The organism is Pseudomonas sp. o96-267, assembly GCF_003935465.1.
GTDB lineage: Bacteria > Pseudomonadota > Gammaproteobacteria > Pseudomonadales > Pseudomonadaceae > Aquipseudomonas > Aquipseudomonas sediminis.
Map to the genome: position 1 here is coordinate 154,492 of NZ_RHQP01000009.1, position 19,508 is coordinate 173,999.

Annotated in this window: 17 protein-coding genes; 8 read left to right on the forward strand and 9 right to left on the reverse strand. The window is 59.9% G+C overall.

Annotated features, from left to right (window positions below; genetic code table 11):
• Positions 1–170: 170 nt before the first annotated feature.
• The 3 genes from glcF to glcD are packed head-to-tail and all read right to left on the reverse strand — an operon-like array spanning position 171 to position 3,946.
• Complete coding sequence (gene glcF / locus EGJ86_RS08700; protein ID WP_125834796.1) at positions 171–1,388, reverse strand: glycolate oxidase subunit GlcF; 1,218 nt, start codon at positions 1,386–1,388, stop codon at positions 171–173.
• A 3-nt stretch (positions 1,389–1,391) separates the two neighbouring features.
• Positions 1,392–2,447 (reverse strand): glycolate oxidase subunit GlcE, encoded by a 1,056-nt coding sequence (gene glcE, locus EGJ86_RS08705; protein ID WP_125834797.1) that lies wholly within the window; start codon positions 2,445–2,447, stop codon positions 1,392–1,394.
• A complete protein-coding gene (gene glcD / locus EGJ86_RS08710; RefSeq protein ID WP_125834798.1) occupies positions 2,447–3,946 on the reverse strand; it encodes a glycolate oxidase subunit GlcD in 1,500 nt (499 codons plus the stop codon). Before glcD ends, glcE begins: the two co-directional genes overlap by 1 nt.
• Positions 3,947–4,184: 238 nt before the next feature.
• Between glcD and glcC the strand changes: the two genes are divergently transcribed.
• The 4 genes from glcC (at position 4,185) to EGJ86_RS08730 (ending at position 9,073) form a co-directional block, all read left to right on the forward strand.
• Entirely contained in the window at positions 4,185–4,958 is a 774-nt protein-coding gene (gene glcC, locus EGJ86_RS08715) for a transcriptional regulator GlcC (RefSeq protein ID WP_072423634.1), read from the forward strand.
• A gap of 252 nt (positions 4,959–5,210) precedes the next feature.
• Positions 5,211–5,993: a type IV pili methyl-accepting chemotaxis transducer N-terminal domain-containing protein gene (locus tag EGJ86_RS08720; RefSeq protein WP_125834799.1), complete on the forward strand. Its 783-nt coding sequence runs from the start codon at positions 5,211–5,213 to the stop codon at positions 5,991–5,993.
• 78 nt (positions 5,994–6,071) lie between these two features.
• Complete coding sequence (locus tag EGJ86_RS08725; protein ID WP_106734695.1) at positions 6,072–7,043, forward strand: sensor domain-containing diguanylate cyclase; 972 nt, start codon at positions 6,072–6,074, stop codon at positions 7,041–7,043.
• Between the two features lie 446 nt (positions 7,044–7,489).
• Positions 7,490–9,073 carry an aldehyde dehydrogenase (NADP(+)) gene (locus tag EGJ86_RS08730; protein WP_125834800.1) on the forward strand — a complete coding sequence of 528 codons (1,584 nt, stop codon included), beginning with the start codon at positions 7,490–7,492 and terminating at the stop codon, positions 9,071–9,073.
• Between the two features lie 69 nt (positions 9,074–9,142).
• Here EGJ86_RS08730 and EGJ86_RS08735 read toward each other — a convergent pair whose 3' ends face one another.
• On the reverse strand, positions 9,143–9,916 hold the full coding sequence (locus EGJ86_RS08735) for an alpha/beta fold hydrolase (RefSeq protein ID WP_125834801.1): 774 nt from the start codon (positions 9,914–9,916) through the stop codon (positions 9,143–9,145).
• Between the two features lie 102 nt (positions 9,917–10,018).
• Between EGJ86_RS08735 and EGJ86_RS08740 the strand changes: the two genes are divergently transcribed.
• Positions 10,019–11,449 carry an HD domain-containing phosphohydrolase gene (locus EGJ86_RS08740; RefSeq protein WP_177432803.1) on the forward strand — a complete coding sequence of 477 codons (1,431 nt, stop codon included), beginning with the start codon at positions 10,019–10,021 and terminating at the stop codon, positions 11,447–11,449.
• 4 nt (positions 11,450–11,453) lie between these two features.
• Here the strand turns inward: EGJ86_RS08740 and EGJ86_RS25190 are convergent, their stop codons facing one another.
• From EGJ86_RS25190 to EGJ86_RS08755, 3 genes are all read right to left on the reverse strand, one after another.
• Complete coding sequence (locus EGJ86_RS25190; protein WP_218565883.1) at positions 11,454–11,648, reverse strand: hypothetical protein; 195 nt, start codon at positions 11,646–11,648, stop codon at positions 11,454–11,456.
• Positions 11,649–11,765: 117 nt separating this feature from the next.
• Positions 11,766–14,015 carry an ATP-binding protein gene (locus tag EGJ86_RS08750; RefSeq protein ID WP_125834802.1) on the reverse strand — a complete coding sequence of 750 codons (2,250 nt, stop codon included), beginning with the start codon at positions 14,013–14,015 and terminating at the stop codon, positions 11,766–11,768.
• Positions 14,012–14,626: a biliverdin-producing heme oxygenase gene (locus tag EGJ86_RS08755; RefSeq protein ID WP_125834803.1), complete on the reverse strand. Its 615-nt coding sequence runs from the start codon at positions 14,624–14,626 to the stop codon at positions 14,012–14,014. Before EGJ86_RS08755 ends, EGJ86_RS08750 begins: the two co-directional genes overlap by 4 nt.
• A gap of 406 nt (positions 14,627–15,032) precedes the next feature.
• On the opposite strand from EGJ86_RS08755, the gene EGJ86_RS08760 reads away from it, so the two are divergent.
• On the forward strand, positions 15,033–16,244 hold the full coding sequence (locus EGJ86_RS08760) for a tyrosine-type recombinase/integrase (RefSeq protein ID WP_125834804.1): 1,212 nt from the start codon (positions 15,033–15,035) through the stop codon (positions 16,242–16,244).
• 4 nt (positions 16,245–16,248) lie between these two features.
• On the opposite strand, the gene EGJ86_RS08765 is transcribed toward EGJ86_RS08760, so the two are convergent.
• Positions 16,249–16,788 carry a hypothetical protein gene (locus EGJ86_RS08765; protein ID WP_125834805.1) on the reverse strand — a complete coding sequence of 180 codons (540 nt, stop codon included), beginning with the start codon at positions 16,786–16,788 and terminating at the stop codon, positions 16,249–16,251.
• Between the two features lie 148 nt (positions 16,789–16,936).
• Between EGJ86_RS08765 and EGJ86_RS08770 the strand changes: the two genes are divergently transcribed.
• Positions 16,937–17,137 carry a helix-turn-helix domain-containing protein gene (locus tag EGJ86_RS08770; RefSeq protein WP_125834806.1) on the forward strand — a complete coding sequence of 67 codons (201 nt, stop codon included), beginning with the start codon at positions 16,937–16,939 and terminating at the stop codon, positions 17,135–17,137.
• A gap of 501 nt (positions 17,138–17,638) precedes the next feature.
• Positions 17,639–18,673 carry a hypothetical protein gene (locus EGJ86_RS08775; protein ID WP_125834807.1) on the forward strand — a complete coding sequence of 345 codons (1,035 nt, stop codon included), beginning with the start codon at positions 17,639–17,641 and terminating at the stop codon, positions 18,671–18,673.
• A gap of 368 nt (positions 18,674–19,041) precedes the next feature.
• On the opposite strand, the gene EGJ86_RS08780 is transcribed toward EGJ86_RS08775, so the two are convergent.
• Positions 19,042–19,458: a hypothetical protein gene (locus EGJ86_RS08780; protein WP_125834808.1), complete on the reverse strand. Its 417-nt coding sequence runs from the start codon at positions 19,456–19,458 to the stop codon at positions 19,042–19,044.
• Positions 19,459–19,508: the final 50 nt, after the last annotated feature.

The following is a 19,508-nucleotide window of genomic DNA, read 5'->3' on the forward strand; positions in this document are numbered from 1 at the left end:
GGTTTCCACACCCCCGGCGGTGGGGGCCTGGCCCCCGCGCTGACCTCGGTGGGTGCAACCCGGTCGGTGCGCGCTCTGCTCGGTAACCTGGCTAACGGCAAAAGCTTCGCGAGCAGAGCTCGCTCCTACCTGTGCAAGACCATTCGAGGTTTGCACCAGGTTACGGGTGATCATTCCATCGCTTCTTCGACGATTTCGATCCAGTGCCGCACCGGCGTACGCCCGGCACCGTCCAGGTGGGGCTGGCAGCCGATATTGGCGGTGACGATGGCGTCCGGTTTGCCGCTTTCCAACGCGTTCAACTTGTTGTCGCGAAGCTGCCGCGACAGCTCGGGCTGGGTCAGCGAATAGGTGCCGGCCGAGCCGCAGCAGAGGTGGCCGTCCGGCACGGCGGTCAGGCCGAAACCGAGGCGCGTCAGCACGCCTTCAACCGTGCCACCGAGCTTCTGCGCATGCTGCAGGGTGCAGGGGCAATGGAAGGCCAGGCGTTGTTCGGCGCGCACCTGTAGCTGTTCCAGGGCCTCGCCCTGCAGCACCTCGACCAGATCCTTGGCCAGGGCGCTGACCCGCGCTGCCTTGCTCGCATAAGCTGGGTCGCCTGCGAGCAGGTGGCCATAGTCCTTGACGAAGGCACCACAGCCGCTGGCGGGCTGCACGATGGCTTCGGCACCAGCCTCGATGGCCGGCCACCAGGCGTCGATGTTCTGCCGCGCGCGTTGCAGCCCCGCCTCCTGGGCGTTGAGGTGATAGTCGACGGCGCCGCAGCAGCCGGCTTCGTGGATCGGCGTGACGCTGATGCCGAGGCGATCGAGCACGCGTGCGGTGGCGGCATTGGTGTTGGGCGACAGCCCCGGCTGCACACAGCCTTCGAGCATCAGCACGCGGCGCGCATGTTGCTCGGTCGGGCGCGGCTTGGCCGGACGAACCTCACGCGGCAGCTTGGCCTTGAGCGCGGCCGGCAGCAGCGGACGCAGGGCCAGACCGGCCTGGGTCAGCGTCCTGAACAGCGCTGGTCGCGGTACCACGGCGCGCAGGCCCTGGCGCAACAGGCGTTCGTTCAGCGGTCGCGGCACCGCCTGTTCGACCACTTCACGGCCAATATCCAGCAGGTTGTGATACTGCACGCCGGACGGGCAGGTGGTTTCGCAGTTGCGGCAGGTCAGGCAGCGATCCAGATGCTGTTGGGTCTTGGCCGTGACTTCATTGCCTTCGAGCATCTGCTTGATCAGATAGATGCGCCCGCGTGGGCCGTCCAGCTCGTCGCCGAGCAACTGGTAGGTCGGGCAGGTGGCATTGCAGAAGCCGCAGTGCACGCAGGAGCGCAGGATGCGTTCGGCTTCTTCGGCGCGCGGTAGGCGTTTGGCCTGTTCACTCAAATTGGTCTGCACGTCTTATACCTCGGCGTACATGCGGCCAGGGTTGAAAATACCCTGGGGGTCGAGCTGGTTCTTCAACTGGCGCTGGTAGCGCAGCAGCGGGGCTGCCAGCGGCTGGAAAGGTTGCGCCTGGCCGGCGGCGAAGCAGGTGGCGTGGCCGCCGAGCTTGGCCGTCACGCGCTGGATCAGCTCGCCGTCGGCGTCGGTCTTCAGCCAGCGCTGTGCGCCGCCCCAGTCGATCATCTGGCGACCGGGCAGGTCGAGCAGGCCGCTATTGGCCGGCAGCGACAGGCGCCACAGCGTGCCGCTGGCGTTGAAGAACGGCAGTCGCTGTTCGCGTAGCTCATGCCAGTAAGCGTTGTCGATCTCCTCGCCACCCAGGCGCTGGCGCGCGGCCAGCACCGAACCTTCGCCGCCTTCCAGGCGCAGGTGCAGCGCGGCACCGTCGTGGCTGGCGGCGCTGATCGGTAGCGGCTGCTGGCCCCATTCGGCGAGCTTGTTCAGGGCGTGCAGGGCGTCCACCTCCAGGCGCAGGCTGAGTACCTGGCGCTGTTTGGGTAGCACCTTGATCGATACTTCGGCGAGCAGGCCAAGGCAACCGAAGCTGCCGGCCATCAGGCGCGACAGGTCGTAGCCGGCGACGTTCTTCATCACCTCGCCGCCGAAGCGCAGCAGCTTGCCCTGGCCGGTGATCACGCGGGTGCCGAGCACCTGGTCACGCACCGAGCCGGCCCAGGGGCGGCGCGGGCCGGACAGCCCGGCGGCAACCATGCCGCCGAGGGTGGCGCCATCGCCCAGGTGCGGCGGCTCGCATGGCAGCATCTGATTGTTCGCCTCCAGCGCCGCCTCGATCTCGGCCAGCGGCGTGCCGGCGCGGGCGCTGAGTACCAGCTCGGTGGGGTCGTAGCTGACGATCCCGCGATGCATGCGGGTATCCAGCACCTCGCCGGTGGTGGCGCGGCCCAGATGAGCCTTGCTGCCGCTGCCCTGGATGCGCAGCGGGGTGGCGCTGTTCAGCGCGTGGTTGACCTGTTCCAGCAGCGCGGCGCTGGCGTCGAAATCATGCGACATCAGAAACGCTCCAGTTCCGGGAAGGGCAGTTGGCCGTGGTGCACATGCATGGCGCCGAACTCGGCGCAGCGGTGCAGGGTGGGGATGTTCTTGCCCGGATTGAGCAGGCCGCTGGGGTCGAACGCCGCCTTCACCGCATGGAACAGGGTGATCTCGTCGCTGTTGAACTGCGCGCACATCTGGTTGATCTTCTCGCGGCCAACGCCATGCTCGCCCGTGATGCTGCCGCCGACCTTGACGCAGAGTTCGAGGATCTTGCCGCCGATTGCCTCGGCGCGCTCCAGCTCACCAGGCACGTTGGCATCGAACAGGATCAGCGGGTGCATGTTGCCGTCGCCGGCATGGAACACGTTGGCCACGCGCAGGCCGTACTCCTCGGACAGCTCGGCGATGCCGCGCAGTACGCCCGGCAGCTCGCGGCGCGGGATGGTGCCGTCCATGCAGTAGTAGTCCGGCGAGATGCGCCCGACCGCGGGGAAGGCGTTCTTGCGCCCAGCCCAGAATTTCACCCGTTCGGTCTCGTCGCGAGCCAGGCGCACTTCGGTGGCGCCGGCTTTCTCCAGCACCTCACGGACGCGCTCGCAGTCGTCGGCGACGTCGGCCTCCACGCCGTCCAGCTCGCAAAGCAGGATGGCTTCGGCCTCCACCGGATAGCCGGCGTGGATGAAGTCTTCGGCGGCGCGAATGGCCAGGTTATCCATCATCTCCAGGCCGCCAGGGATGATGCCGGCGGCGATGATGTCACCCACGGCGCGGCCGGCCTTTTCCACCGAGTCGAAGGCCGCCAGCAGCACCTTGGCCACTTGCGGCTTGGGCAGCAGCTTGACCGTCACCTCGGTGACGATGCCGAGCATGCCTTCGGAGCCGGTGAACAGCGCCAGCAGGTCGAAACCCGGCGCATCGAGGGCATCACTGCCGAGGGTCATGAACTCGCCTTCGACGGTGAGAATGTCGACCTTGAGCAGGTTGTGCACGGTCAGGCCGTACTTCAGGCAATGCACGCCGCCGGCGTTCTCGGCGACGTTGCCGCCAATGGAGCAGGCGATCTGCGAGGACGGATCGGGGGCGTAATACAGGTCGAAGGGCGCGGCGGCTTGGGAAATCGCCAGGTTGCGCACGCCGGGCTGGACGCGGGCAAAACGCCCTTCGCGGTTGATCTCGAGAATCTGGTTGAAGCGCGCCATCACCAGCAGAATGCCCTTCTCCAGCGGCAGTGCGCCGCCGGACAGACCGGTACCCGCACCGCGCGCCACCACCGGCACGCCACGGGCGTGGCAGAGTTTGAGCAACTGCTGCACCTGCTCGATGCGCTCGGGCAGCACCACCAGCATGGGCGTGGTGCGGTAGGCGGACAGGCCATCGCACTCGTAGGGTTTGAGGTCTTCCTGGGTATGCAGGATGTCGAGATCGGGCAGGCTCTGGCGCAACTCGGCCAGTAGGGCGGTCTTGTCGACCGCGGGTAGCGCGCCGTCGACGCGCTCGTCGTACAGAATGCTCATGGCAGGCTCAATCTTGGACGTTGTTGTTATTGGCGGTCATGCTGCGACCTTGGCTGCATGTTTAGGCTGCCTGCTTTTTTACGTCCATTCTCTTTTCTGCTGGTAGGACCAGTTTCTTTCATCAGGCTTTCGCCATGGATTGGCCTAAGGTCTCATGCACTAAGGCTTGCCTGCCGTAAGGTGCGCGATCTAAGGTGGCCATTAAAAATTGGTACGACCAGTGTTGCGGAGGTGTTGAATGGACGGGCAACAGGGTGTCGCACGGCGGCAGGTAAGCGATGTGGTGGCCGAACGCATCGAGCGGCTGATCGTCGACGGCGTGCTCAAGGTAGGGCAGCCACTGCCGTCGGAACGACGCCTGTGCGAAAAGCTGGGCATCTCCCGCTCGGCCCTGCGTGAAGGGCTGAAAGTGCTGCGCGGGCGCGGCATCATCGACACCGCCCAGGGTCGCGATTCACGGGTGGCCAAGCTCAGCGGGGAGCGCGACGCCAGCCCGCTGATGCATCTGTTCAACTCGCAACCACGCACCCTGTATGACCTGCTGGAGGTGCGCGGCCTGCTCGAAGGCGAGTCGGCGCGCCTGGCGGCGCTGCGTGGCACCGAGGCGGATTTCGTCCTGCTGACCCGGCGTTACGAAGAGATGCTGGCGGCCCATGCGCAGGAAAATCCGGTCGACCCGCGTGAGCATGCGCGCCTCGACCATGCCTTCCACCTGGCCATCTGCGAGGCCTCGCACAACCCGGTGCTGGTGCACACCTTGCAGTCGCTGACCGACCTGATGCTCAGCACCGTGTTCGCCTCGGTGAACAACCTCTATCACCGCCCGGCGCAGAAACGACAGATCGACCGCCAGCATTCGCGCCTCTATCACGCGGTGATCGAACGCCTGCCGGAGCAGGCCCAGCGCGCCGCTCGTGACCATATCAACAGCATTCGCGACAACCTGCAGGAGATCGAGCAGGAAGAGCAGCGCCTGGTACGCGCGACCATGCGCCTGGAGGGCTGGGCATGATTTAGCTTCTGCCGTGCGTTCTTCCATCGTTACACGGGTAAGCACGACCAGTCGTCCGCTTCTTGACTGGTCGCACAGAATGATGGCGTTTTACCAGCTATGATCGCGCCCTTTTCCGCAGCATCTGGGCCTCGTGCCCGTCGAAACTGCCCGCCCATTCCAATAAAAACCCCGCATTCAAGGGTTCAACCCGTTACCGGTAGCGTGTGCTTCCGGTGCGTTGCCTCGTTCTCGAATTTTTGGAGTACCGACGTGTTGAAGAAGTACCTGACTTTCCTCCTGCTCGCCTGCACCGCACTGGTCAGCGTGCCCAGCCTGGCGCAGTTGAGCGATTCCGAAGCCATGAACATGACGGGCCTGCAGCGTTCGCTGACCCAGCGCATGGCCAAGAACTACCTGATGCTGGGTGCCGATGTGCGCGTGGATGCCGCCCAGCGCCAGCTGCAGGAAACCATCGAGCGTTTCGATGCCAGCCACAAGGCCTTGACCGCCTATGCGCCGACTGCCGAGATCAAGGCCGCGCTGGCGAGGATCGACGGTACCTGGGCCTCCTACCGCCAGCAGCTGGAAGCCAAACCGGAGCAGGGCAAGGCCGTCCAGATGCTCGCCACCAGTGAGGAACTGCTGCAGCAGACACAGACCGTCAGTGACCTGATGGGTAAGCACCTGGGCGCCATGGGCGCATCGGTGCACCGTACCGGCTGGGCGCGGGTGCAAACCCAGCGCATCGCCATGCTCTACATGGCCAAGTCATGGCATGTGCAGGCGCCGGACCTGGATGCCAAGCTGGATACGGCCGTGAGCGACTTCGAAACCATCCTCAAGGAGCTGGAAGCCCGCGGTACGCCGAACGAGGAAATCGCCAACGCCCAACGCCGTGCCCGTGCCCACTGGGGCTTCACCCTCAAGGGCATCGACCTGCATGCCAGTCAGGACTTCGTGCCGACCGTGATCACCGTCAGTACCGACTCGCTGTTCCGCCAGCTCAACGAGCTGACCCGCCTGTACGCCGGCCTGCAAGCCAAAGAGGCCTGATAGCCATTCGCCAGATCGTCACCTTGCTGACCCGCTTTTGCGCTATAACCAAGCGAAATGCGGGCAAAGGTGACGGGCATGAGCGAAGCAACTGATCAGGCGGTCTACAAGACCTTGTTGGAGTCCACCCGGGCGATTCCCTGGAAGATCGACTGGAAGAGCATGACCTTTGCCTACATCGGCCCGCAGATCGAAAGTCTGCTGGGCTGGTCGCAGGCCAGCTGGGTCAGCGCCGAGGACTGGGCGACGCGCATGCATCCGGATGATCGCGAGAAAGTGGTGGAATTCTGCATCTCGCAATCGCAGAACGGCGTCGATCACGAAGCCGACTACCGTGCGCTGACCGCCGCCGGCGATTACGTGTGGATTCGCGACGTGGTGCACGTGGTACGCGATGACAACGGCGAGGTGGACTCGCTGATCGGCTTCATGTTCGACATCAGCGAGCGCAAGAAGACCGAGGAACAGCTGCTGACCCTGCAGAAGCAGCTGGAGGAGTACTCCTACAAGGACGGCCTTACCGGCGTGGCCAACCGGCGCATGTTCGACAGCGTGCTGGCCACCGAATGGGCCAATGCCCAGCGCACTCAGCAGCCGCTGTCGCTGATCCTGCTGGATATCGATCACTTCAAGCAGTTCAACGACCATTACGGGCATATCCAGGGCGACGACTGCCTGAAGAGCGTCGGCCAGGCGCTGAGCCGCGCGGCCAGCCGGCCACGGGATTTTGTCGGCCGCTTCGGTGGCGAGGAGTTCGTGCTGGTGCTGCCGGAGACCGATGAAGCTGCCGCCCGCCATATCGCCGAGCGCTGCCGCCAGCAGGTACGCCAGCAGCGCATTGCCCACGAACGCTCGTCGGTGTCGTCGCTGCTCACCATCAGCCTCGGCGTGGGCACCATCGTGCCGGGCGCCCATGATCGACCGCTGGATTTCCTCAATAGCGTCGACAAGCTGCTCTACCAGGCCAAGCAACGCGGTCGTGATCGCCTGGAGGTGGCCAGAGCGCCTGCTCGCCCGGGTCTGGACGATGCTGCAGATGTCCAGGCCTGAGCAATCGTTGATCCGTCTCGGCTGCTGATCGATAGCCCGAGGGCATGCGCCTGAGAGCCTCCGCGCCAGCAGAGCGCATGGCCGCGCAACCACAGCCACTGCATCAATACCGGGGCGCACACCGCGTCGTGATCGTTCAGGCCAACGTCCGGCTACCGGTTTTTTGCACCATACCGCGCGCATCAAACACGCATGGAGTTTTCCCATTGCGTCCGTGGGCTTTTCGCCCAATCCGCACCATTTCGCTTGGCCGATTTCCTGATTCAGTCTGCAAGGCATTGCAACTTACTTTGCTTCAAGCGTACGTATCCGAGGACAAATAGATATGTTGTCACTTATCATACGTCCTACAACTGCGCAGGTGGTTGTGCATCCCGGCTTTGCCGCCGGGCCTCATTCATTGTCCCGATGGCGCCTTGCCCGCCATGCACTGACAGGAGAACGCCATGCTGAGTCTGACTGGCCACAATTACATCGGCGGTGAGCGCCGCGCTGCCGGCACCGTGGAGCACAAAAGCCTCGACGCCAGCAGCGGTGAAGCGCTGCCGTACACCTTTATCCAGGCCACACCGGAAGAAGTCGACGCGGCCGCCCAGGCTGCTGCCGCTGCTTACCCGACCTACCGCAATCTGTCGGCTGTGCGTCGTGCCGAGTTCCTCGAGGCCATCGCCGACGAGATCGACGCTCTCGGTGATGACTTCGTTGCCCTGGTCACCCGTGAAACCGCACTGCCGGCTGCCCGCATCCAGGGCGAACGTGGTCGTACAAGTGGCCAGATGCGCCTGTTCGCCAAGGTGCTGCGTCGTGGTGACTTCTACGGTGCGCGCATCGACCGCGCCCTGCCGGATCGCCAGCCGCTGCCGCGCCCGGATCTGCGTCAGTACCAGATCGGCGTTGGCCCGGTTGCCGTGTTCGGCGCCAGCAACTTCCCGCTGGCCTTCTCCACCGCTGGTGGCGATACCGCCTCTGCTCTGGCTGCCGGTTGCCCGGTGGTGTTCAAGGCGCACAGCGGCCACATGGCCACTGCCGAGTGCGTGGCTGACGCAGTGATTCGCGCCGCCGAGAAAACCGGCATGCCCAAGGGCGTGTTCAACATGATCTTTGGCGGCGGCGTCGGCGAGATCCTGGTCAAGCACCCGGCCATCCAGGCTGTCGGCTTCACCGGTTCGCTGAAAGGCGGTCGCGCCCTGTGCGACATGGCCGCTGCCCGTCCGCAGCCGATCCCGGTGTTCGCCGAGATGTCCAGCGTCAACCCGGTGATCGTCCTGCCGGGCGCCCTGAAAACGCGTGGCGCCACCGTGGCCAAGGAGCTGGCAGGTTCCGTGGTACTGGGTTGCGGCCAGTTCTGCACCAACCCGGGCCTGGTCATCGGCATTCGCAGCGCCGAGTTCAGCGACTTCGTCGCCGGCCTGGCCGACGCCATCGGCGCTCAGCCGGCGCAGACCATGCTCAACGCCGGCACCCTGCGCAGCTACGCCAACGGTGTTGCGCAGTTGAGCGGCCATGCCAAGGTCAGCCGTCTGGCAGGCAACGAGCAGGCCGGCAACCAGGCACAACCGCAGCTGTTCAAGGCTGACGTGAGCATGCTGCTCGAAGGCGACCACCTGCTGCAGGAAGAAGTCTTCGGCCCGACCACCATCGTCGTCGAAGTCGCCGACAGCGCTGAGCTGACCCGTGCCCTGCAGAGCATGCACGGCCAGCTGACCGCGACCCTGATCGCCGAGCGTGAAGACCTGAGCGCCTTCCGCGATCTGCTGCCGCTGCTGGAGGTCAAAGCCGGCCGTGTGCTGCTCAACGGCTACCCGACAGGCGTGGAAGTCTGCGACTCCATGGTCCATGGCGGCCCGTACCCGGCGACTTCCGACTCCCGTGGTACGTCGGTCGGCACCCTGGCGATCCACCGCTTCCTGCGTCCGGTGTGCTACCAGAACTACCCGGACGAGGTACTGCCGGAGGCGCTGCAGAACGCCAACCCGCTGGGCATTCAGCGTCTGGTTGACGGCGTGCACAGCCGTGACGCGCTGAGCTGATCGCAGCGCTGCAACGAAAAATGCCGCACCCGTGAGGGTGCGGCATTTTTCATTCTGAAGGCCGAATCTTTATTTAGCTGCGGCCTGGGTTTTCTCCACCGCCTGGATAATCACCTTGGCTACATCGGCCGGACGCGACTGCTGCGGCACGTGGCTGGCAGCGACCTCGGTGGTCTGCGCGCCGATCTTCTTGGCGAAGTCGCGCTGCATCTCCGGCACGATCATGCGGTCATCGCTGGCGACGAGGTACCAGGACGGCTTCTGCTTCCAGGCCGCGACGCTGGTGCGCTCATCGAACGCCGCTGCGCGGATCGGGCCTTGCGTGGCGGTCAACACTGCTGTCTGCGCGGCTGGCAGGTCCTGTGCGAAGTCGGTCGCCATGCCTTGTGGCGTCAGGTAGAGGAAGCCGTTCTTGTCCGCCGCGATCTGGCTCGACCCCGGCGCAGTGCGGTAGCCGCTATAGAGCTCGCCGCTGGACTGGCCGGCGTTGGGGGCGAACGCCGCGACGTAGACCAGGCTGCGCACTTTCTCGTCGGCACCGGCCTCGGTGATCACCGTGCCGCCCCAGGAGTGGCCGACCAGAACCACGTCGCCTTCCTGATTGTTCAGCACGCGCTGGGTGGCGGCCACGTCGTCGACCAGTGAGGTCAGCGGGTTTTGTACCACGGTGACCTTGATGCCTTTTTCCTGCAGCAGCGGCACGACCTTGGCCCAGTCGGAACCGTCGGCGAATGCACCGTGGACGATGACCACCGAAGGCTTGGCCTCGGCAGCCTGGGCATTGATGGCGAAGAAGGGGCTGGCGATGGCGAGTGCGAGGATCAGCGGCTTGGTATTGAACATGATGGAATCTCCTGTGCTTGGGGGAGTTCAGTGTCGATAATGCGCCGGTGTCCCGGTATCGGTCGTTTATCCGAGGCCGGCAAAAAAACAGGAGAGCTGCCCATGCAGGTGAATGACGCCGTCGCGCTCGAAGACGCCATGCTGGCCCTTGCCATGGTCGGTGACCTGAGCATGGGCCAGCCCATCGACCAGTCGCGGCGTACCGCGCGCCTGGCGCAGTGGTTGGTGCAGGCTGCTGGCGGCGATCAGGCGCAGATCGATGCGGCCCGGCAGGTGGCGCTGCTGCGTTGGTCCGGCTGTACGGCCAACGCCGAGGGCTTCATGCGCCTGTTCGGCGACGATGTCGGCGGGCGCCGCGACATGCTCGCGCACACCCTGGATGCTGCCGGCCAGCGCGCCATGCTGCGCACCACACCCTTGGCCGTGGTGCACTGCGAAGTGGCCGGTGAGGTGGCCCGCACCCTCGATTTGCCGACGCAGGTCGAGGTGGGGCTGCGGCATATCTTCGAATGCTTCGACGGCAGTGGCCGGCCGCTGGGCCTGCGTCATCCCGATATTCCGCAGGTGGTCTATCACGTGGTGCTGGCCGGGGATCTGGAAATCCTTTCGCGCGTCCACGGGCTGGAGGCAGCGCTGGAGTGGATCGGTGCGCAGGGCGATCGCCGCTATCCTGCGGGCCTCGCCGAGCTGCTTGTCCGCCACGCAGCGGATTGGTTGGAGGCACTGCGTACACCCGAGAGCATGCTGCCTGGCGCCGGGCCGCAGGTCTCGCTGACCCTGGTGGGCGATGTGATCGATCTCAAGCTGTCCTGGATGGCCGGCTATTCACGTCAGGCGTCGAATCTGGTGCGCGATGCCGGCCGGCTCTGGAGCCTGCCCGAGCCGCGTGTCGAACTGCTGGCCAAGGCCGCGCTAATCCATGGCCTGGGGCGCGCGGCCGTGCCCAATCGAATCTGGAGCACGCCCGGCCCGCTGCTCGAAGGTGACCTCGAATCGGTACGCCTGGTGCCGTACTGGACGCACCGCGCCTGCAGTCAGATCGGTGGCCTGAGCGAAGCCGGACAACTGGCCGCGCATGCCTACGAACGGCTGGATGGCAGCGGTTATTTCCGCTCACTGAGCGGTGATGCCCTGAGCGCCGAACACCGCCTGCTGAGCGCCGCACTGGCTTGGCTCGCATTGCGCGGTGAGCGCCCCTGGCGCCCGGCCTTCAGCGACGATCAGGCTGCTCGCGTATTACTGGATGAAGCCGAGCAGGGCCGCTTCGACTCACGCGCCTGCCAGGCAGTGATCAGCGCAGCGCACGGCGAGCAGGCGCCGCTTACCAGCAAGCCCGGCAACGGCCTGCTCAGCGAACGCGAGACGCAGATCCTGCAGCGCATCAGCAGTGGGGCGAGCAACAAGGAAGTAGCGCGCGATCTGGGCATCAGCCCGAGCACGGTGCGCACTCATGTCGAGAGCGTGTTCCGCAAGCTGCACTGCTCGACGCGTGCGGCGGCGACCTTGAAGGCGCTGACGTTGGGGGTGATTTGAGCGATCAGTCGCCTCCACCGCCGCCGCCATCGCCCCCTCCGCTATAGTCGAAGCCTCCGTCAGTGAAACCTGAGCCGGAGTCCTGTCCGCTCAGGCCGCTGTGCTTTCTCTTGCGCGGCAGAGGCCCGGGGCGCGAGCGCCGCCAGCTGTAGATGAAGAGCACAACGAAGGCGACGGTGATCAGCAGCAGAATTTCCATATGTGTTCTCTCCATTGCCTGGCGATGCAGTGGCCTATCTATTCCGGACGCCAATGGCGGCGAAAATCCTCGCCACCAGAAAGACCTCAGATGGGCGAGCGTGTGTAGATAGCAATACTACGCGGGGCTCTCTGCAAGCGCTGGCACCGTGAACTGAAACTCCGAGCCCTCACCTGGCTCGCTTTCGACAGCGATATGTCCGCCATGGGCTTCCACTATGCCTTGGGTAATGTACAAACCAAGCCCAGTCCCGGTTGGATTGCCATCTTTGGCCGTCCAGTAACGGTCGAACACATGAGGCAGGTGTTCCTTGGGGATGCCCTCGCCGGTATCGCGCACAGTAAATACGATGTCATCGCCGACGGATTTCGCGCGGACGCCGACCGTGCCCCGTCGAGGGGTGAACTTGATCGCATTGCCGATCAGGTTCGAGAGCACCTGAAACAGCCGCTCGGGGTCAGCGTGAATCCGTAGGTCAGGATCCGCCTCGAAGGAGATGCTGATGTCCTTGTCGAGAGCCAGTGGTGCGAGCAGCGATTGCGCTTCTTCAAACATGTACCCGACATCGAGCTTCTGCGGGGTGATGGTGTAGCGCCCGGCGTCGATCTTCGAGGTGTCGAGCAAATCCTCAAGCAGCGTATTCATCCTGCCGGCCGCCTGTTGCATGGTGTCGAGCGCCGTGGCGATGCGTCTCGACGTGTGCGGGCCATCAGAGCTGAAGGTCTTCTGCATCATGCCGCAGAGCATCGAAATCACCGTCATGGGATTTCTCAGATCATGCGATACCACAGCAACCAGCTCGTCACGGGCACGCACCGCCTCCTGCTCGCGGCGTACTTGCCGGGCCAGGTCATGCTCCAGCGCCGAGCGGCGCAGGTCGTTGGCCGCAAACAAATCCCCGTGGCTCCATTTGGTCGAGATCCCAGCCATCTCGACCTTCCAGATTTCGAAGGATGTGCGAGGGCGCAAGCGCAGGCCTGCATCGGAGTTTTCCAGATCCATGGGTTTGCGCGGGTCGCCGCTCCAGTGGATGCTCTCCTTTACCTCCGGCCGAAACCACAACACACCGTTATCCACCGGTTTGGGCAGGCTCATCGCCAGCACACCGCTGGCCACCTGCGGGTACTGCGCGGCGGGCGGATAGACACCAGCAAGGTGATGACTGTAAAACACCGACTCGCCTCTGTCTTGCAACCATCTGTGCAGCGCGCGGATTTCCTGGGGCTCCGGGCAGTTGCCGTAGCGGTGCAACTGCTTGTCTTCGATGATGGCGACACCGCCGGCTCCGGTCAGCGCCATCAGCACCTCAGGTTGTCCTGCGAGCCCATCGAAAACATTCTGCGGCGAATCGATCATTGCCTGATTGAGTAGCGTCAGCTCATCGATTTTCTCTTCACGCTGGCGGTTGATTTCCAACGATTCCATGGCGCTGATCTGCAACGACAACACCTGGCCGATAGTCTGACAGGCGCTGCGCAGCTCATGCGGTACGTGCAACGGCTGGCGATTGCCGCAACTGATCAGGCCCCAGAGTTTGTCGTCCTTGAGCAGAGAAATGCTCATCGACGACAGCACGCCCATGTTCTTCATGTATTGGCAGTGAATCGGTGAAACGCTGCGCAAGGTAGCGAAGCTCAAGTCCAACGGGGTCTGCGTGTCGGGTCGCAGTTTCGGCACCAGGGGCACGGGTTGGTAATCGGCATTGGGGATGATCCGCAGCCAATTGGTGCGATACAACTCACGAGCCTGCTCGGGGATGTCCGAGGCGGGGAAGAACAAACCATTGAAGACCTCCATTGACGGGGCGGAGGCTTCAGCGATGACCTGACCATGGCCCTCTTCCTCAAAGCGATAGATCAGCACCCGGTCATAACCGGTCATCGCCTGAATTTCCTTGACGCTGATGTCATACAGCTCTTGCAGCGTGGTCGCCATTTGCAAGCGCTGGAGCATGCGTCCCAGGTTGGTGTTGAGCCCTGCGACGTTGCGCGGCTGGAAATTTTCGACGTGGACTTCCAGCTCCAGGATCAACACGCCCTGATGCCGGTGCAGAAAGCCCTCGAAGGTCGTGCCATTGATGTGAACGTGCAGTGGGCCGGCGTCGGCGAACGCTGGCTGTACCAGCGCCTCGCGCACTGCTTCGGCATGAGTCTCGCCAATCAGCCGGTGTAATGGCTGGCCGATCAGTTCTTGCGGTGTGTGCGCCAGCAAGGTTTTGACGTTGGCGCTGATCTGGATGATCGCAAGGTCGGCCTCGCTGAGTGTCAGCAGCAAACCATGGGGTTGAATCGCCCCGGGGAAGCGGATGGGCTCGTCGGCGCAGTTGGCCAGCAATTCCTCAAAAGCATCTTTGTTCTGCGGGGTCATATCAGTACCTCTCTGCTTTCAAGCCAGCGCTCGAAACAGCTAAATGTGGCTTGGGCTGTCATGACAACAGCCCTACGTTCGACCGTATCCAGTGGTCGACTACTCAAAAAATCGATGAAATTGCGCCAGCGCCGCCCTGTTTCCGCCCCGTAGATGTCGAGAAATGCCGCCCCGTTGTCGGCATTCAGCTCCAGCCGTGAAGCCATTTCCCGGCGCAGAATTTGCCCACCAAGCGTCGCCCCTTCGAGCACATATAAAACGCCCAGGCAGGCCGGCCTGTCGCTGATTGCGGGCAATGACTGGCAGATCGGCAAGCCCTCGATGTCCTCGGCTGACAGGCCCAGAGCAAGCAGGTCTTCGCGCAGGGTGGGTGCTTTGAGGCGTGAGGCGAGATCGAAATCAGCCGGTGTCACGGCGGCATCGAGCAACGCGTTTTCAAGCGGCAGATAGAAGCCGTAGTACGCCTGCATCAGCCGTTGAAAGGCATTCGTGTCGAAGTGGTCTGAAAAAAAAGGAAGCTTTTTTTCCAGACTGACGTGCAGTTTCGCCGTTCCGGCCCGCAGATCTTGCAGCACCGGCGGCACAGGAACTTCGTGGGCCTTGGCTTGCATCCAGATCGCTCTTGTGAGGGCCTCGAGTGCCCAGTTTTAAGGTGAGCAGGGGCTAACACCTTACCATGCGGGCTATTCCCAGGCTAAAACGGCTCGATTCGAATGAGCGCGTTGCCGAACTGTTGAAGGCCGGGCTGGCCAGGCTAGCCAGGCCTGTAAGTGAGCTGCGAAGTGCTGATATCCGCTGCTCTGGCCAAACAAAAAAAGCCCCAAGTTTTCACTTGGAGCCTTTGATGATCTGGCGCACTCGGCGGGATTCGAACCCACGACCCCTGCCTTCGGAGGGCGTTTAGACCTCCTTCAAGATCATATATTTATCTTATAAAACAGCAACTTACAGTCCAGTTGAGTCCGGTTATTCCTGGCGGTATAGTGCAATTTGCACCCACAATGCACCCACGGGCCTATGAAAGCTAAAATTACGCTCGCCTTACTCAATGGTCTGGCGACGACCGGAACCACCTACGAAGTCCACGATACTACTGTTTCGGGGCTGTTTGTCAGGGTCACTGCGAAGGGTCACAAGGCTTATGTGGTGAGGTGGGCTAGAGGAAAGAAAAAAACGCTGGGCCGTGTCGGCATCCTGACGCTAGAACAAGCCCGAAAGGATGCAATCCGATACCTTGCTGAGGCTCACACCCACGGTGAGCCGCTGGCCGTGTCACAGAGCCGCAAGGGCGCTACCGTTCCGACCCTTGAAGAATTCGTCAATGAGCAGTTCGAAGCCTGGGTTGTGGCTCACCAAAAGGACGGCGCAAACAGTGTTCGGTCTATTCGAACTAGTTTTGCGGGATTGCTGACGCTCCGTCTAGATGAAATAAGTCCGGGGCTCGTTGAGCGACTGCGCACATCTTGGCTCGAAGCAGGCCTTTCTCCGGCGACCGCAAACCGCAACCTCGTTCGGTTAAAGGGACTGCTCTCGCGAGCAGTGGAATGGGGCTTTCTTGATGCTCACCCACTGATAAAGGTACGCCGGCTGAAGGTCGATCAACGCAGCCGCGTTAGGTTTCTATCAACCGATGAGGAGAAACGTCTTCGCGCCGCACTGGACAATAGGCAAGAGAGGATTCGAGCAGAGCGTGATAGCGCTAATCAGTGGCGCGCTGAGCGGCAGAAAGAGCTAATGGCCGACTTGCGAGAAGTCGAGTTTGCAGACCATCTCAAACCGCTGGTCTTGTTGTCACTCAATACTGGGATGCGACAAGGTGAAGTGTTCAATCTAGATTGGCGCGACGTGGATCTAGCTAATAAGAAGCTCACGGTTGTGGGTAAAACATCAAAGTCAGGCCAGACCCGCTACATAGATTTGAATAAGGAAGCAGTAGCCGTATTAAGCAACTGGCGTAGGCCAGAGGAGCGTCAAGGCTATGTATTCCCCAGTCAATCAGGGGGCAGGCTGGATAACGTCAAAAAATCATGGGCCGGCGTCCTAGCTGAAGCGAAGATTGACGGGTTCCGCTGGCATGATCTGCGCCACACTTTCGCATCAAATCTAGTAATGCGAGGGGCCGCACTTAATACTGTTCGCGTCCTGCTTGGGCATTCGGATATTGCGATGACGTTACGTTACGCCCACCTGGCCCCTGAAACCACAGCTGCGGCTGTAGCACTACTTTGAATCATTACTCATCAGCAGTAATTTCAAGAAAAGCATCGTAGTTCATCTTTAGCTTAGGATTCTTTTCCTTGAATGCGGCATAGGCCTCTAACGAAGGCATTCTTCTAGATATCTTATCTAAATCCAACGCCGGCAGATGTGGAATGTAATCCTTATCTATTATCCCTTCAGAAGCTGAAAATAACCTTTTTTTACCGGAAAAGTGTCTTGGGGAGTTGAAGATAGTTTTTGCTATCACTATGTCCCGTTGGCTCAGCGCAACATCTGCAATGTAGGCAGTCCTGAGCTTCGTCAAGATGGGCTCCCCAGGTACAAAAGCCGCCGTCAGTGCAGCTCTTAATGATAAAGGTCTACCCTTTAAGAATTCAGCACTGATTTCAAGCATAGGCGGGTCAATATAAATCTGATCCGCAATATCAGTTACTGCATCCTCCACCAACTGTGTAGATGTCTTTCCCATAGCATTTGCCGCACCCTCAAGGTACGTCTTAAACATCGGGCTTACGCGAAAATTCAGCGCTTCTGACTTTTTCCTGACGAGCATTTTCTGTCCGAGGGCATTGGTTTCCCACAGGGTGCCACACCGAATCGGCACGCACAAGAAAAAGCCTTGACCAGAGAAAGCCTTTGCACTAGCGTGTAAAGACATCGTAGTGCACAGGCAGATACGCCGCTACCAGGAGACGCACCTTATGAACCCGCATACACCCATAAACCCGCTGTCTGTAGGCGTCGAGGACGGAGCCCGGCTGATCGGCGTAGCTAGATCGATGTTCTACGAGATCCTGGCGCGAGGAGAGATCGAGAGCTTCAAGCTGGGGCGCCGTCGCTTGGTACTGGTCAAGGAACTGGAGGCATACATCAATCGCCAGGCCAAGGAAAACAGCAGATGAGTCCCCAAATGAAGGAACACGCCAGAAGCGCGCTCGGCAGGCCTGAGCAGTCAGGAGTGATCCCCGACTTGGCGTCTCTACACCAACTTAGTGCCTTTCCAGGCTGAGGTGATTACGACCCGGCATAACCTACCAATGACAGCTAATTGCAATTCGACTGGTTCTTAACCCAAAGAGGGGTCGCCTGAAACAGCGTTTTGAATACCCGGCGATACCTAAGGGAGAGCCGTTGGCTGAGACATGAAGAATCATTGCAACCAACCTGCAATCGGCTCATCAAATTTACCCAGAAAGCGTGTATTTGTCGTAATTCACCCCCAAATACACGTCTTTTGCACTTAAACCTGAGAGAAAAGACCTTTTACGGTATCTAACAGGCTGAGGGTAGCTAGTAGTGGTATAGGTACACCTTAGATAGTCATATATACAGATATCTAGCCTATATGCCACTTCATAACCTAAAGAGGTCAATACGTAGCATACATCGCTAGGTAATCCATCATGACAAAGCTATGCAAGGAGTGTAAAACACCAATAACTGATAGAACCAGACAGTACAAAAATAAGAAGTACTGCTCTGTCAACTGTAGAAAAATAGCATCGAGGAGAAAACTTACTGCGGAAGCTCGTATCAGGAAGGGAAAATCACTGCTAGTACAGGTTCCCCATATCATCTACTTAATAAAGGAGTGCCGAAGAGCAGAAACCGTGCAGATTCTAAGCAATCACAATTTAGAGTCTTTCACGAAAACAATGGATTTCATCAAGAATAAGCCAAAAGGAGATATTGAAATTTGCCACATAGCTCCGGCACGGGGCAAAAATTCAATAGGTTTATTGCATTATGAAAACCTGTTTTATGGGGGTGCGTACCAGAATAGAAATTTCGGGAACAATTACATTTCGGGAGGGCTAAAGATAAAGCGCAGCCAGCTAATGAAGAAGTGGGCTGTTGATGAAAGCATGGACAACAATACGATCCTCAAGAAAGTAGAGGATTTCTTAGGCGACATCATCGAAAGTTACATTGAAATAAGCCGCCTCCAGAAGTCTAAAAAGAGATCCCGCGTTGAGGCAATACTAAAAATTGATCCTGATAGGGATATAGGCCATCTATTTTGTCAGAATAGGAAGCATCTAGACGATCTATTGCTTGCGCTAAGCCAAAATAGAACATTGAGCTGCTATTCAGGCAGCGAATCAAAGTACATTATCTACGTTGACGAGCTAACCAGATTCATTTCCTATGGCGGGAAAAGAGCGCGAACTTTAAGAAAGCTTAGAACCTTAATGGTTGCTGGGTATGTGGCTCTTGAGAAAATCAAAGAGAGTCAAACATACAATGAAGTATTTTACGAGCGCTATGGATCGCTTATTAAGCCAAAGTATACTCATGCCGCACTTAAGAACCCTGGCAAATGGAGTAGGTTCAAGGACTTCATTTATGAGGCCGTATTCATAGCCCTACAAGGAGGACAAATAGACATTAAAAGCTTTAGAAAAGAATTCAAGCTGTATCTAAAACGGCTGAAATAGCTTAATAATCCATTATCTATAGGGTCAAATACGATGGCCTACCATTCGATAGCGCAGCTTCGCTACCCTTCTGAGCCTTTAAACCGTGTTATTTATGGCTACGCTTGTAAGTGTGGCGCGGAAGAAAGCTTTCTCGTTTCAAGAACGCCACGACTTGCTATTGCGCTTGAATTAACGGAAAGCGGCCATCTGGGGCTTATAGAGTATTCTTGTCAAAACGGCTTATGCTCAGTATCAAATAGCGAGGTAAAGAAAATTGTTCGATGTTTTGAGTGCAATGAGAATAGCCTGGAGCTAATATCTGTGACGGATATATGCTAAATGCACACCTGCGCAACCGAGCGTAGCCAGAATATCGACGAAGGCCATCATCGGTTATTTTTCCTCTTCAGGTTCATATCTTCATAAATCTTTATAGTTGACTCACTGAAAACTCCAGACGATTGAATTTTGCTGAAGCCAGTCGGCCCCATTTCCGTTAAATATACAACAATATCGACAAATCCGAAGTGCACACCAAAACGATGTAGCTCGGGATACATTGCAGCACCGGGGCCAAGTGCCTTTTGAGACCATGTATTGAATGTTTTATCCAGGCTATAGCCAGACTCTGAAAAAGCAACGTCCAAGTACCTTACAAGTGCAACCCCGCGATCAGGGTCACTTTGGCTCAAAAGAGCGATTTCAGATTGGAAAGCAGGCTGTCTGGCATCCCAATTACTCTGAATTAGCTCGGCAGCCTCAGCGTTAATATCTGCGGCGGTTGCAGGAGCTGAGTGCAACACGGTTATTGAATTGAAGCCGGAGCATCATGCCGCATTGCCATGGCATTTTG